General features: G+C 70.5%; 9 protein-coding genes. 3 read left to right on the forward strand and 6 right to left on the reverse strand.

The features are described from left to right. Positions 1-101: 101 nt before the first annotated feature. Both QMZ92_RS18945 and QMZ92_RS18950 read right to left on the reverse strand, forming a co-directional pair. Entirely contained in the window at positions 102-734 is a 633-nt protein-coding gene (locus tag QMZ92_RS18945) for a hypothetical protein (protein WP_283298550.1), read from the reverse strand. Next, positions 734-1,948: an AAA family ATPase gene (locus tag QMZ92_RS18950; protein WP_283298551.1), complete on the reverse strand. Its 1,215-nt coding sequence runs from the start codon at positions 1,946-1,948 to the stop codon at positions 734-736. Before QMZ92_RS18950 ends, QMZ92_RS18945 begins: the two co-directional genes overlap by 1 nt. Positions 1,949-2,242: 294 nt before the next feature. Between QMZ92_RS18950 and QMZ92_RS18955 the strand changes: the two genes are divergently transcribed. Further along, positions 2,243-3,298, forward strand: coding sequence for a beta family protein (locus QMZ92_RS18955; protein WP_283298552.1), 1,056 nt, complete (start codon positions 2,243-2,245; stop codon positions 3,296-3,298). A gap of 48 nt (positions 3,299-3,346) precedes the next feature. Here QMZ92_RS18955 and QMZ92_RS18960 read toward each other — a convergent pair whose 3' ends face one another. The 3 genes from QMZ92_RS18960 to QMZ92_RS18970 form a co-directional block, all read right to left on the reverse strand. Next, entirely contained in the window at positions 3,347-7,252 is a 3,906-nt protein-coding gene (locus QMZ92_RS18960) for a caspase, EACC1-associated type (RefSeq protein ID WP_283298553.1), read from the reverse strand. Positions 7,253-7,258: 6 nt separating this feature from the next. Next, positions 7,259-7,639: an effector-associated constant component EACC1 gene (locus tag QMZ92_RS18965; RefSeq protein ID WP_283298554.1), complete on the reverse strand. Its 381-nt coding sequence runs from the start codon at positions 7,637-7,639 to the stop codon at positions 7,259-7,261. 145 nt (positions 7,640-7,784) lie between these two features. Next, complete coding sequence (locus tag QMZ92_RS18970; RefSeq protein ID WP_283298555.1) at positions 7,785-8,255, reverse strand: ATP-binding protein; 471 nt, start codon at positions 8,253-8,255, stop codon at positions 7,785-7,787. Positions 8,256-8,402: 147 nt separating this feature from the next. Between QMZ92_RS18970 and QMZ92_RS18975 the strand changes: the two genes are divergently transcribed. Both QMZ92_RS18975 and QMZ92_RS18980 read left to right on the forward strand, forming a co-directional pair. Further along, entirely contained in the window at positions 8,403-9,275 is an 873-nt protein-coding gene (locus tag QMZ92_RS18975; RefSeq protein WP_283298556.1) for a helix-turn-helix domain-containing protein, read from the forward strand. A 1-nt stretch (position 9,276) separates the two neighbouring features. Beyond that, complete coding sequence (locus tag QMZ92_RS18980; RefSeq protein WP_078544008.1) at positions 9,277-9,474, forward strand: DUF397 domain-containing protein; 198 nt, start codon at positions 9,277-9,279, stop codon at positions 9,472-9,474. Between the two features lie 61 nt (positions 9,475-9,535). Here QMZ92_RS18980 and QMZ92_RS18985 read toward each other — a convergent pair whose 3' ends face one another. Further along, complete coding sequence (locus tag QMZ92_RS18985; protein WP_283298557.1) at positions 9,536-14,698, reverse strand: class I SAM-dependent DNA methyltransferase; 5,163 nt, start codon at positions 14,696-14,698, stop codon at positions 9,536-9,538. Between the last annotated feature and the right edge of the window lie 23 nt (positions 14,699-14,721).

Consider the following 14,721-nt stretch of genomic DNA (forward strand, 5'->3'; position numbering starts at 1 on the left):
TTGCGATGCCGGTGCCCTGGTGATCGGTACCACCGTATATCCGCGGTGCGGGCGCTTCCGACGGCCTGGCGCCGACCGGAGCCGCAGGTCAGGCGGGTCGGCTACCAGTCGGCCAGTTCGGCGACGAAGTCCTCGTACGACCGGTTCTTCCCTACGGGGCTGATGACCTTCCCGTCCTTGTCGAGCGCCTTCTCCATGATGCGGGGGGCGTCCGACACCTGATACGGAGGTCGCCATGGGTGCTCTCTGAGGACTTTCTTGGGGTCGTGGACCTTGCCGAGGTCGCAGCCCTTGTAACGGGACTTGAGGACCCAGGTGGAGTTGACCTTGGCGAACGCGGAGGGGAACTGCATCAGCCAGGCTTCCATCTCGAAGGCCGCCAGCGCCACCGCCAGCGGGCAGGAGAAGGTGTTGCGGAGTTCGTTGCTGATCCGGGTGCGGACCTCGATGTACTTCTCCTCGTCCACCAGGTCGAGGTCCACGTGCACCACGAGGCCCGCCAGCTCCGCCCGCACCGATGCGCCCTGCACGAGGGTGCGTAGCCGGTTGATGCGCGGGGTCAGTTGCTTGTCGGCCGGTCCGAGGCTGGTCTTGTCCCGCAGGTTGACGATCTTCGCGTCCGGGCGGTGGGCCCGGACCAGGTGCCACAGGACCTTCCGGTCGAAGTCGCCCTCTCCCGCGACGACTATGACCGCGTCCTTCTTTCCGCCGGCCTTCCCCTTGACCTTCCCCATCAGAGCCCGCCCCCCAGCGTGTTCGCGAACCACAGTTCCCCGATGGGCATGCCCTCGGAGGCTTCGATGACCTCGCGCACCTCGTCCGGTGTGAGTGCCGGGATGCGCGACGCGCCGTCCGGGTCTCGCTCGCAGACGACGAACTCGTCCGGGGTCAGTTCGCTGACGAACACGGGGGAGTGCGTGGTGACGAGGAACTGTGCCCGACGGCTTGCCTCCCGCAAACGCACCGCGAGAAGTTCCAGCGCGTGCGGATGGATGCCGTGGTCGATCTCCTCGATACAGGTGAGGGCCGGCGGCTCGGGGTCGTGGAAGACGGCCAGGAGGCACAGGACGCGCACCGTGCCGAAGGAGGCGTCCTCCAGCCGGGTGCGCCCCCGCAGGCCTTCTTCCTCGAGTTCGACGGACAGGTGGTCGAACGTTCCCGGGGTGTCCACCACGTGGATGTCGCGGATCTGCGGGATCACCGCCCTGACGTCCTCCAGCAGCGCCTCCCATACATGCCTTCGGCCGTCCTCGTCTCGCAGCGCCCGAAGTGTCTTCAGGAAGTCCGCAAGGTTCGAGGCGTCCTCCCGCAGGTGCCCCGAATCGGTGATCGGAGACGGCTCCCGCGCCTTCCGCACGTCCGGGTCGAACACCCGGATCTCGGAGACGTGCCGTTTGATCTCCGACACCGCACCGGCCGTCGGGCTGCCGTCGGCGCGGGGCACCCCCCGGTGGAGCGCGGACGCCATCCCGTGCAGGTCGACGCTCTCCCACGGGCCGTCGGCCGGGAGAGGGCTACTGATCTCGACGGCCGCGCTCTTGAGGTCGAGGGAGGTCTCCGTGTCCTGGCGCGGGTGCTGGGTGAACCGCTCGCGCCGGTAGAGGACAGGGGTGCGCGAGGACCCCCGACGCAGGTTGACGCTCAGCTCGTAGCTGTCGGGCTGCTCCTTCGACGCGAACTCCGACCAGATGCCCTCGACCCCGACCGTGATCCGGGACACCTGCCGGGGACCGCCCCGGAAGGCCACGGCCTCGAAGCCGCCCAGCCCCTCCAGCGCCTTCTCGATCCCACCCTTGGACACACCGCGCAAGTACTCCAACGCGTGAAAGACGTTCGACTTGCCCGCCGCGTTCGGACCGACCATGACGGTCAGCGGGCCCAGTGGCAGCTTCACGTCGGTGAGGGTGCGGAAGTTCCGCACGGTCAGACCGAGTATCCGGTGGTTCACGCCTCGCGCCCATCGTGGAACGGCCGGGCACTCGCGCCCGGTCAGCGAACTGGTCGGCGCACGGCGGACGGTCCCGAGGCGTGCCGCTGAGTGCCGCTCAGTTCCCCATGTGCATCGTCCACTTGGCGTGTCCGACCACCGAGCATCACGAAGCGTACAACTTGCGTCACACCGTCACCAGGTGGTTGAACACATCGGCCACGCGGGCCGGAATCGCTCTCTTTTCAACTGCTCCGAGGCGAACGGACCCTGGTGGGAAGGGATGCGCACGGACGGTGCCGAGGGGGAGCCGCGATGTCCGGACCGCTCTATGTTCCCGTTCTGCCGACGAAGCCGCACGCGGCCGGCGCCTTGCGGGGCCTGTGGCCGGACGTCCGGGCCGCGATCAGGCCGCTGTGGAACCTCCCGCCGCTGCCCGGGGTGACTCCGGAGACGCTGGCCACGGTGGTCGGCACGTACGTCGATCCGGTGAGTGCCGTGAGCCGTCACGGCGGATGGATCGACGCTCCCTTCGGCGAGGAAGCCCGGACCGCCGCCCTCGCCGATGCCCTTGCCGTGTACAGCGAGTGGGGGCGGCTGCGGCCGGTCACCGGGCCCGAAAGGACCCGGGCGCAGCAGGCGGCGGCCGTGGAGACGGCCCGGCGCTGCCTGCGCGGGCTGGGTGTCCGGGTGCGGGTCACGGGGGAGTGGGACGGTCGTCTGGGGGAGGAGGTCCGGGGGCTGCTCGCCGGGACCGGTCCCGAGGTGGCCGTGGATCTGCTGCTCGACATGGGCGCGGTCCTCGACGACCGGCCCGACGCGGGCAAGGAGGCGCTGCGCGCCCTCGACGCGCTGATGCCGTTGGCGGTCTGGCGGAGCGCCACTCTGCTCGGGGGAGGCTTTCCCCGGGTCAGCGCCGACATGCTGGTGGAGGGGGCGTGTGAGGAGTCGCGGGCGGAGTGGCGCATGTGGCACGAGGTGCGCGCCGCGGGCAGGGCCTATGCTCCGCTGCTCGGTTACGGCGACTACGGGGTGCAGCCTCCGAGTGCCCTCGCGCAGGCCCCGGCAACCGGGAGGAAGGGCGGTCCGCCCTGGGGTGTGCTCCGCTACACCACCGACAGTTCGTACGTCGTCGTCAGGACGTTGACCCGGGGGCCCGACCGGATCGCCGTCAACCGTGCCGCTGCCCGCCGGATCACCGAGCTGCCCGAGTTCCGGGGGGCGCGGGCCGGACAGGGCGAGGCATGGCTCAGCGACTGCGCGAACGGCCCGCTCTCGGTCAGCGAGGGGGTGGGCGGGCCCACGGAGTGGCTGCGGGCGGGCAACCTCCAGCACATGACCCATGTCGTGCGGAGCCTGCCCGGCGGCTGAGCGGGCCGCCGGGTCCGGGAGCCCGACCCGGCCGCGCTGTCCGGGCGTTCAGTCGAACAGCGGTGCCAGCGCGGTCTCGCCCGCCATGATCCGCCAGGCGGGCACCCGCACAGTCCGGCCCACCGGGCCGGGCTTGGCGCCGTGGCCCCCGGAGGGCAGTCCGGTGAGCAGGTCGCCTCGCGCGTGGGTCAGCCGGAGGTGACGTGCCGGGTCCGCGTCGGGCCCGGGGCCGGGGTCGATCAGCACGGCCGTGTTCTCCCCGGCATCGGTGAACAGCAGGTCCACCGGGTGTCCGCCCACCAGCACGGCCCGTTCCAGATCGGTGACGCCGCGTCCGGCGAGGTACTGCTGGAGGCGGTCGGCGAGGTCCTCGCGGGCCTCGGTCACCGGGCCGTGACCGCCGGCCTCGGCCGCTGTGCCGTCGTCGCCCGCTCCCAGCGGTGCCGAGCGTGCCGCGAGGAGGGCGGGCAGGCCGCTCTGGTCCTGCCAGAAGGCGCGGCCGCCCACTGTGATCAGCTGCGACTTGGCCCGGGTGATCGCCACGTTCCACAGGTTGACCTGGCTCGCGACCCAGTGCGTGGTCCGGGGCGGTGTGTTGGGCGCCGCAACCGGGCTGAGCACCATCACGTCGCGCTGTCCGCCCTGGAAGGTGTGGACGGTGCCGACCCGGACCCGGTCGTCGTCCCGCCACATCCGTGCCAGGGTCTCCTTCTGCGCCCGGAACGGCGTGACCACTCCGACCGTCGCGTCCGGCGGAAGCCCGGCCAGCAGCCCGTCGACCACGCGCCGGACGGCCTCCGCCTCCACGGCGTTCCGCCAGGACTGCCCGTCGCCGCCGCGCGCCGACTCCCCGGACGGCACGTCGACCCAGCCGAGGACCGGTGCCGGGTCGGCCGCTCCCACCGGGTCGTGCGCCGGTACCTGCCGCCGCACGTCGGTCAGCACCCGCAGACGGCCGCCGTAGCAGTGGCCGTTGACGACGTCCGCGATCCGTGGGTGGCAGCGGTAGTGCTCGTCGAGGAGCAGGGCGCTGTCGCCGTGCTGTTCGGCCGCGTGGTAGGAGGAGTGCACGTGGTAGGTGAGGCGGTGGTGTTCCAGTTGCGCGGCGCTGAGCCCGGCCCGCGTCCGTGCCTGCCGCTCCTGCTGCGGTGACACGCCGGGGATGTGCCCGAGCTGCATGGGGTCACCGATGATCAGTGCCCGGCGGGCCCGGAACAGCAGCGGCAGCACCGCGGGGATGGAGCACTGACTCGCCTCGTCGATGACGACGAGATCGAACAGCTTCGGGGCGAGTTCCAGCTGCCGCACCGAGTGGGTGCTGACGGCCCATCCCTTGATCTGCGCCATCAGGTTCTTCTGGCTGCGCTGGTAGCCGGAGCGGCGGCGCAGCGCCTGGAGCCGCTGGTTCATGAGCCCGGTGGCCCGGCCGAGAGTCTCGGCGGACAGCGCGCGGGACAGCTCCGCCGACAGGTCGGACAGGGCCTCGGCCGTCGCGAGCCGGGACTCCTTGAGCCCCTCCTCGCCCCACTCCTCGTGCCCGCGGACGAGTTCCCGCACCTCCCGCTCCACGGACACGACCCCGGCCAGGGACTCCAGCAGCTCGGGCGGCACCGGTCGTCCCGCCGCCCAGTCGGGCCATGCCGGACCTGCCCCCTCGGGGAGTTCCGCCACCGCCGAGACCAGCGCGGCGAGCGCCCGCCCACGCCGCCATGCCCCCAGCTGCCACCAGCGGACCCCGGCCGTCCTCCGTGCCCGCTCCGCCCACCGGCCCAGCGGTGCCACGCCGTCCGCGTCCGCCGCCCAGGCCCCTTCGAGCAGGGACAGGGGCAGCTCCAGGGCGGCAGCCCGTTCCTCCCGGTCGCGGAACAAGTCCAGCAGCCGTTCCTCCTCGCCGACGCGGCGTGCCGCCTCCGCCCGCAGCCGGTCGGCCGTCCCCCGGGTGTTGCGCAGCTCGCCGCCCACGGTGGCCGATCCGCGCCGCGGCGTCCCGGCCGGTTCGGCGAGCAGCCGTTCCAGTGTGGCCGCCTCCCGCTCCAGCGCGTCCTTGTTGCCCGTCCGCATCAGCAGGCCGGGCGCGATGTCGTCGCAGCGCTGGGCGACGACGTCCACGGCCTCGTTGTTCGTGGAGGCGACCAGCACCGACTGCCCCGCGGCGACGCAGGTGGTGACGACCGCGGTGACGACCTCGCTCTTGCCCGTGCCGGGCGGCCCGGTCGCCACCGTCAGCGGCTGGGTCATCGCCGAGGAGATCACCTGCTCCTGACTCTCGTTGCACGGCCCCGGAGCGACGGGCGTCACCGGGTCCGCTGCGGTGGCGGACGTGGCCGGCGACTGCCGGGCCCCGCCGTTCAGCAGCGCGTCCAGGGCGGTGCCTTCGATCTGCGCGGTCCGGGTGGAGATCTGGAGCAGGTTGTCCACCAGCGCCTGGGTGGCCATGGCCTCCGCACCCGAAGGCACCAGCAGCACGGCCGCGTTGTGCGCGCCGGGCCGCAGTGCCTGCATGACCGTGCGGTCGCTGAGCGCCGACGGATCCAGCGGTTCGAGTTCCGGCAGCCCCAGTTCCTCCAGCAACTCCCTTATGGCGCGCAGCATCTGGGCGTCGTTGCCCTCCTGCCAGGCCGGCTGCCAGCGGGCGACCAGGTCGGCGGCGTCGCCCGCGTCGAGGAGTTCCGATACGACGCCGCTGTGCAGGGACGGCACGCCGCTGGGCCGCAGCACGTCCCGGCCGTTCTCGTCCGGCGCCAGCTCCATCTGCTGAATGAGCAGCGGCGCCAGCTCGACCGTCGCGCGCCGCCCCCGGCCCCCGTCACGCGAGGGGAGCGTGATCGCCGGATACCCGTACCAGTACTCCTGCCGCGTCCCCGTCCCGCCGTCCGACCCGGCCCGCCCGTCCTGGGGCCGGGGCAGGGACCCAGGCGCGACGATGTGCGGTCCGCGGCCCGACTGGACGGTCTCCTCGCCCTGGGCCAGCAGGAAGTACTTCTTGTCGCGGCCGGCGTCCCGGTCGGGCCGCATGCCGGCCGCCGCCTGGGCGGTGAGGCAGTCCGCGTAGTACCGCAGCAGCCGCTGCCGGTCGACGCCGTCGCGCTCGTCCGCCTCGGCCAGCTCCCGGGCCTTCAGCAGCGCGGGGGAGCGCCGGGCGGCCTCGGTGGCGTCGTGGGGGAGCGAGGGAAGGCGCACGGGGCGGGCCACCGACCGGGCGAAGGGGAGGGAACGGGTGGCCCTGATCGTGGACTTGGTGGGCCGCTGCTCCTCCGGCACGCCGTCACGGGTCATCTGGGCGGTCAGGTAGTCGAAGAGGTCGTCCGGGGTGATCCAGCCGCCCTCCTTGATCCGGCCGTTGCGCAGCCCTTCGACGATCTCCCCGGTGAACCGGGAGGTGCCGAGGCTCGACCCGGGCGGCGCCATCGCGGAGGCCGCCTGGAGCGCGTCGGACGCCGTGATGAAGTACACGCCGGTCGGCCGCAGCAGGGTGCTCGGCGCGGGCCGGTCCGGTTCCTTCCCCGACGGGCCCTTGGCGGTCCAGCCCTGGACGACGGAGCCGCTGGAGCAGCAGTCCAGCAGGACGAGCTTGGAGGCGGCCCGGCAGGACTGGAGCATCCGCTCCAGGAACTCCGCCGGTACGGCCGTGCCCGGCAGGTCGGCGGGGTCGGTGTCGCGGGTCAGGAAGTACAGCTGGCCGTCCTGCTCGCAGTACTCGCCGTGCCCGCTGAAGTAGAGCAGCGCGGTCTCGCTGGGCTGCCGGGCCTCCAGGAACGTCTCGACGGCGTGCAGCATCTCCGCGCGCGTCGGCTCGGCGGCCACAGCGCACTCGTTGTACATGCCGATCTCGGTGTTCTCCAGCACGGCCCGCATGTAGTGCAGGTCGGCCCGCACGGCCGAGAGGTTCTGGTACGCCTCGCTGTCGTACGTGGAGACACCGACGAGTAACGCGTGGCGGTCGTTGTCGGTCATCGCCGCTCAGCCCGCCGCCGTGCCGTCGCCGCCGTCCGCGAGGAACCGCTCGACCAGTGTGTCGTCCTCGCGGGCCTCCTTGCCGGTGATGTGCAGGACCGCCCCGTCGGGCCGCTTGACGACGAGGGTGCGCTGAGGGATCCGCGCCAGCCACACCTGCACCAGCGCGGCGACGAACGACCCGGCGCTCAGCAGCAGCCCGACGGTCTCGGAGGACGGCCCGCCCTTGTCGCCGACCCCCGCCAGGCTGCCCGGTTCGGGCAGGTCCAGCCTGGCCGTGGAGTCCGCCTCGGCGAGCGCGGCGAGCAGTTCGCGTGCGTCCTTGCGGGCGCGCAGCGGGTCCTCGTCGACGACGGAGATCCGGTATCCGCTGTGGTTGTCGTGCATGGTGTTCTCGTGCTCCCCGTGAGTTCACCGGCTCCTTGCCGGGCGCACGACACTAGCGTCCGCCACTGACACCGACCGTCCAATGCGCCGTGCCCGCTCGGCCGTTGGCGTGAACACGCTTGCCGATGGCCGGGTCGTGTACGTCTCACGCCAGGCGCAGTTCCGCACAGACCGTCTTGCCCGGCGCGCCGTCGCGCGGCGCGACGGCCCAGCGGGTCGCCAGTCCCGCGACGATCAGCAGACCCCGGCCGGACTCCGCGTCGCCCGGCGGTTCCAGGTCGGAGAGCACGGGGACGCGTTCGGTCCGGGTGTCGGTGACCTCGACGCGCACGGTGCCGGTGGCGTGGGTGAGCCGGACGTGGAAGTCCCGTCCGGCGACATGCCCGTGCCGGACGGCGTTGGCGGCCAGCTCGGCGGTGATCAGCGTGAGCGTGTCGTTGACCCGGCCGCCGTACGGGTGGCCCCAGGTGTCGAGCCGATGGGAGACCAGCCTGCGGGCCAGGCGGGCGCCGCGCGGGGAGGAGGTGAACGCCATCGCGAACTCGTGCAGGGGGTGGGCCGTTTCGGCCTCGGCGCCGGGGGTGTGCACCCGGGGGGTGGAGATTCGGCTGTTCATGTGGCCCACGCTGCCGGTGCCGTCCTAGCGTGGCCAGATACGGCACGCATACGGGTCGTCGCTGTAAGTGGCCGGTGCGCGGGTGTAGGCGGGACGGAGCGTGACGGTCGGCGCGGGGGTGCGTTGGCCGAGGGAGGTGGTACGGGGATGAGTGAACCGACGCGGCTGGTGGACGAGGCGTCCGGGGGCGGCGAGAGTGAGGAGCGGCATCCGGAATCGGACGCCGGCTCCGGGGTCCTGCGGGTCTTCGGGCGTCAGTTGAAGCGGTTCCGGGTGCGGGCGGGTATGGAGCGGCCCGAGTTCGGCTCGCTGACGGGGTATTCGGTGTCGACCATCGCCGCGTACGAGCAGGGACGCCGGGTGCCGCCGCCGAGGTTCATCGACCAGGCGGACGAGGCGCTGGACGCGGGCGGGGTCCTCCAGGAGATGAAGGAGGAGGTGGCTCGGGCTCAGTATCCGGCGTTCTTTCGGGATGCGGCTCGGTTGGAGGGGGAGGCGGTTGAGCTGTGGGTGTACGCGACACAGGCGGTGCCCGGACTGCTTCAGACAGAGGAGTACATGCGGGCGGTGTTCGGGATGTGGCGTCCGCTGCTGGACGAGGGGACCTTGGAACAGCGGGTCGCGGCCCGTCTCGCGCGCCAGAGTGTCTTCGAACGCAGGCCCGCGCCGCTGGTGAGCTTCGTCATTGACGAGGCTGTCGTACGAAGACCGTTGGGCGGCTGGCCGGTCATGCGTGGTCAACTGGAGCAGTTGATGCTGCTCGGCGCGTATAGGAACGTCGAGATCCAGATCATGCCGCTCGACCGCGAGGACAACGCTGGCGTGGACGGGCCGTTCACCTTGCTGTACCGCTCTGGTGGCGATCAAGTGGCCTACCTGGAAGCGCAGGGACGCAGCACAATGGTCAGCGACCGGCGGGAGGTCCAGGGAATCGCGTCACGGTACGGCATCATCCGTGCGCAGGCTCTCACTCCGCGCGAGTCAATGGCCTTCGTTGAGAAGCTGCTTGGAGAGGTGTGAAGTGAACGAGACCCTGAGTGCGGTAGGCGAACTGCGCTGGCGCAAGAGCAGCTACAGCGGTGGGGCCGGAGGAGAGTGCGTGGAGGTCGCCGACTGCGCACACGTCGTTCGTGTCCGTGACTCCAAGGACACAAGCCGACCTGCTCTCTCGGTCGCTGCTTCCGCTTGGGCGGCGTTCGTCGGCTTCGCTGCGCAGTAGACGACATGTCTGCCCCTGGTAGTGCACCGGGGGCAGACATGTGTCAGGCCGCGTTGGCCGACTACGCCTTCGCTTTCTCACGGGCGGGCGGGGTCCAGCGGCCCGCGGCGATCTCGGCGTCCAGTCGCGCTTGGAAGTGCGCGTGCGCCGCCCGCATCTCGGCTTCGCGGTCGGCTTTGTAGAAGGGGCCCTCGTAGCCCTCAGGGGGCGGGGTGCGCTCCGGGTCTTCCAGGTGAGCCATGAGGTCGAGGTAGTCCTGCTTGGTCTGGCCGTGGCCGTAAGTGTTGAAGTCGGCGGCAATCTTGCGGCCGTTGGCGTCGAACCAGGTCGCGGACTCGTAGTCGTAGAGCTGCGGGTAACGCGACTTGAATATGGCGGCGAGCTGGTCGGCTGTGATGCCGAGCCAAACCGATGCCAGGGCGTCGAGTTCAACCAGGGCGGCGCGGCGTTCGTGCTCGGTGCGGAGAGGGGTGTCGTTATGCCACGTCGGCTTCAGGCCGGCGGCTAGGGGCTTTACATATGGCCAGGGGCTGACCCAGTCTTCGTAACCTGCCCAGCGGGGGTCGAACAGCTCTGTCCAAAGAGGGGTGTAGTGGGTGGTGAGAGCGTTCAGTCGAAGGGTGCGCAACAGGAGGGCGGGGGCGAGTGGGTGCTTCGTGTCGGGGGCCGGCATTTTCAGGGCTTCACCTGCCATGAGATTGGCGCGACCGGTGATTCGTAGCAGATAGTCCAGTGGTAGAGCACTCCAAAACCCGGCGTTCAGGACTGTTGCGTGGTTGGTCCTGGTGGCCATGCTGTGTACGCCGTGGATATGTGCGGGTCCGGGTGGGATCACGGCGGCATGCAGGCTCCGGCTGGTATTGAAGGGGATCATGATCCGCCAAGCCAGCCTGAAGAAGGTTGTGGACGGCCTGCCAAGCCAGGAATCCTGCGCGGCCAGGTAAGTCGCCTGATCGGTTGCCCGCACGTAGTTAGTCACGGGGACGTATGTCTCGGGAAGCTCCGTTGGCGCGAGCGCATCCCAGTGTCTTTGGTTCCGGCAGGGAATCATCGGCTCATTCGAGAAGGGGAGCGCGCAAGAAAAGTGCGGCCCTTGCAGGATGACGTCTGATAGCTCAGGAACGGTTTGGTTGCCCCAGCGGATTAGCCCGTTCGTCTTGGCGCCAGCTTCGTGGTAGCCGCTTGAGATCATCGGTTGATGATCGGCCAGGCTGTCTCCATGAGCGGCAAGCGCTTCGATCGCCCCTTGTTCGCCGACTAGAACTGGGTATAGGAGAGGTGTCTGCGCCGCTCCACCAACCGAGCCCGTCAGGGCGTGCCAACTCGCCAGCAAGGCCGCGTCCACATGCACCACGCGATCAAGGTGAGGCCGAACGTCCCAGGAACCGTTGTGCTTGATGCCTGGTACTGCTCCTTGTCCGTCGTGAGTCAGCGAGTCGGGCAGTGCCTCGGCGTCGCGCAGTTGGCTGACATGTAGGAAGTCAGGCTCCTGTGCTGTGCCATAGATGTGCATCCCGAACTCCTGTGAACGGGATAGATCTTCGAAGGCCCAGTTCGCCGAGTTTACGAAGTGTGCGTGAACTCGGAGGTGTCGATATGCGGCGGCTCGGATGCCGCCCTCACGTACCCCGCCAAAATGTGTGTCCGGATGGATTAGACCGGCGCTGCCGGATAGCGACGCCTGCTGCCACACCCGAGCCATGAATGCTCGGTAGAGATCGCCCTGCGTGCCGACTAGAATTGGATAGGTCGCTGGGCTGCCCAAGGTGGCGACCGACCCGGAGTGAGTAGCCAACTCGATCAGGAAGAATTCTCGGCTGTCCGCACTTGTGGCCAGTGATTCTTCCTTGCGTTGGCGCCACTCCGCAAGGCTGGGCTTCTCCTCCAAAACAAACCACGGCTCCAGCTCAGCCAGAACCAGATCCTCCTGCCACCTCGGCCTCACCCAAGGCGGATTCCCCACCTGAAGTTCAAACCCACCCCGCGCAAACACCTGCGCGAACTCCAATTCCCAGTGGAAGAACCCCTGGGCCTTGGCCACATCCCTCGCCGCGCCCGCCCAAAGGAACCGCTCCTCCAGCAACTGGAAGCGGTCCATGCCCATCCACTCGGGCAGTTCGTCCTCGTACCGGGACAGATCGTCGAGGTCCTCGAACGTCGACACCAGCGACTCCTCCGGCACATCCTGCGTGCCCAGCAGCGCCTCGGCGAAGTCGATCCAGTCGTCCAGGTCGGCGAGCGCGATGACATCACGGCGCTCACCCTTGATCTGCCCCTTGCGGCGACCGGTGCGGCGACGCGACACGGAGTCCCGCGTCAGCGTCATCTGCCGGGGCTCGGCGGTGAAGCCCGGCAACGCGTCCGCCTCCCAGGCCATCAGAACATCGTCCGCGCCGCTCTCCGCACCACCCCCGACGCCTGCGTGCACCGCCTCCAACTCGGCCGCCCGCGCCGCCAGCGCCTCCGCCCGCGCGTACCGCTCGTCCGTACCGTCCAGCAGCGCCGCGTTCTGCACGGGCCAGAACCACAGCGCGCACCACGCGTCCATGAGCGTCTTGAGGCGCCAGTACGGGGTGTCCTCCGCCTGGAGGTCGGCGAGGATCGCGTCCCGCTGCACCGCGGCCTTCGGCCGGCGCAGCCAGTCGTCCTCCGCTCCCCACACCCGGATGTCCCGGGAGATGTCCCGCTCCGACAGCTCCAGCCGCCGTACGACCAGCCCCCACAGATACTCGGCCCGCCGAGCCAGCCCCTGGAGCCGGGCCGTCTGCTTCGCCGTAGGCGACTTCGTGACAGCCTTCCGCCACGCGCCCAGCGCCCGCGCCTCCGCCGGGGCGAGTGCCTTCGCCTCCTTCTCGGCGGCGACCGCGCCCCACTCCTTCGCCGGGAGGAGGAAGTGGTGCACCGAGCCCTCCGGGAGCGACGCACCCGCCACCGCCTCCGCCAGCGGGAAGCGCTCGGGAGTGGTCCCCAGCCAGCCGCCCTTCTTCAGCCGTTCCGCCGCGTACACCTCGCGCCGCCCGCCGATGAGGGAGTTGCCGCGCCGCAGGTGCAGACCGAACCAGGGCGCCTCCATGCCGGGGTGCATGGTGTTGAGCCACAGCGACACCTCCGCCAGCTCCACGGCCGTCTCGTTGAGGTCGACTCCGTACGAGTTGTGCAGCGCGATGTACGCCTTGGCCTTCTGCAACTCGACGGCGTACTGCTCGGTGTCGATCGACTCGCCCAGCTCCGCCTGCCTGCGCCGCAGGTACTCCGCCGCGACCTGGTTGATCGCCTCGTTGAGGAACGCGCCCGAGCCGAGGGCGGGTTCACAGATCCGCCAGTTCAGCAGATCCCTCGCCTCGGTCTCCTCCGTGAGGAGTTGCTGGAGCGCCAGCTGCACGGTGACCCGCGTCAGCGACTCCGGCGTGTAGTACGACGCGGAGGTCTGCCGGTCCCGCCCGGAGAGGCGGTACACGAACGAGCCCGGCGCATGTCGCACGCGGAGCAGTTCACCGGTGTGCCGGTCCCGGGCGCGGACGAACACGGAGTCGTCGTAGTCGGCGATCTTCGACGCGGGGACGAGCCAGGAACCGTCCTTCGGGTCACCGTGCCGGGCGACCTCGTACAGCTCCTCGCCCGCGATGAAGCCGCTGTACGACATCAGGCCCTCGTACACCGCGCCGAGCTGGTTGATGCCGAGCTGCGCGTACGAGATGAAGCCGCCGCGCTCGCCCCGCTTGCCCTGGGTGATCATCAGGCTGTGCAGCACCTGGTGGAGGGTGGCGTTGCGCAGCCGGGTGTCCAGGTAGCGGACGGACTCGCCGCGCGCCAGGGCCTCGTCCGAGTCGTACCGCGGATCGGGAAGGCCGTCCGCGCCGATCAGGCGGATGGCGTCGCGCTCGAACAGCTTGCTGTGCAGCGGCTCGAAGCGCAGACCGACGTCCTCACTGATCGCCGCGTCCGCCGTGTCGGCGTCGGCCGCCTCCACACCGTGCGTGCGGCGGGCGCGGTAGCCGTCCTGCACCTTGCGGAAGAGCAGGTCCAGGGACTCGTACAGGTAGAAGCCCTTGCGGGCGGTGTCGCTCACCGGCTCCCGCTCGGCGACGAGTTCACCGAGCCGGCCGAGTCCGTACCCCTGCTGGTACTCGGGATAGACGGCGGGCAGGATGCCCAGCTCGGGGCGGGCCTCCGCGTAGAGCAGGAACAGGATCCGGTAGAGGTAGCGCAGCGACTCCCGGGTCAACCGGCGCCCCAGGTCCGGGAGTTCGCCGATGTCCTCGGGGCGGACGCCCTGGTCACGCAGCCGCTGGAGCACCTCGTTGGCGATCAGCTCGACGCTCTTGCGCAGGCCGTCGCGGAGTTCGCTGGAGACCCCGACCGCGTGCTTGGCGGACTTGCCGACCAGTTCGGCCAGCGGGTTCTCGCCGCCCTCCTCCGGGACGCGCAGCGAGTCCGCGCCGAACAGCGCGGCCACCGTGTCGAGTTCGCCGCCCGCCCGGGTGTCGTTGCGCTGGAGCGCGGTGTCCAGGGAGACGCCGAGGTAGCGTCCCTCGCCCCACACCGCGCGGTCGGCGAGCACGATCACCCCGCCGCCGAGCAGCAGCACGTACCGGGGCGGCTCCTCGCAGGCGAACAGGAAGGAGGCGAGCTTGGAGCCGGTCTCCACCGGGTCGGGGCCGTCCAGCGGCACCGGTTCCAGCAGGCGTCCCCGGCCCCTCGGGTCGAGAGCGGCGTCGGGTTCGGCGGCCCAGCCGCAGTCCAGCGCGACGAGGCCCTTCTCGGCGTGGGCGACCGGGACCTCGTACCCCCGGCCCGCCCGCTCGACGGAGAGGACGCGCGGCTTGGCGTCGTAGCCGAGCGCGCGCAGCACCTCGGCGTTGAGCGCCCGTACCCGCTCCCGCCACTCCGGCTTCTCGTAGGTCAAGGCGTCGTCGGCGTCCCGGACGGTGATGATGCCGTCCTCGTCCTCGGGGAGGGCGAACGAGGACCGCGCGCGGAAGTAGTCCCGGCGCAGCGCCCGCAGTCCCGCGCGCGGGGTCACCGGCAGTTCGGTCCTGCCGGGTGTCGGCGCGGCGGACGTCTCCTCGTCGGTTCCACCCTCGTGGTCGGCGGGCGGCTTCGCCGCCTCCTCGCGCTCCTTCCACTTCTGGAGCAGGCCCGACTTGAGATCCTTCGGCAGCACCTCGGCCAGGTAGTGAGCCGAGAAGTAGTCGCCACGGTTGACCAGGGAGTCGTACGTCATGACAGGGCTTCTCTCAGGGGGTC

Source organism: Streptomyces sp. HNM0645 (assembly GCF_030056615.1).
GTDB lineage: Bacteria > Actinomycetota > Actinomycetes > Streptomycetales > Streptomycetaceae > Streptomyces > Streptomyces marianii.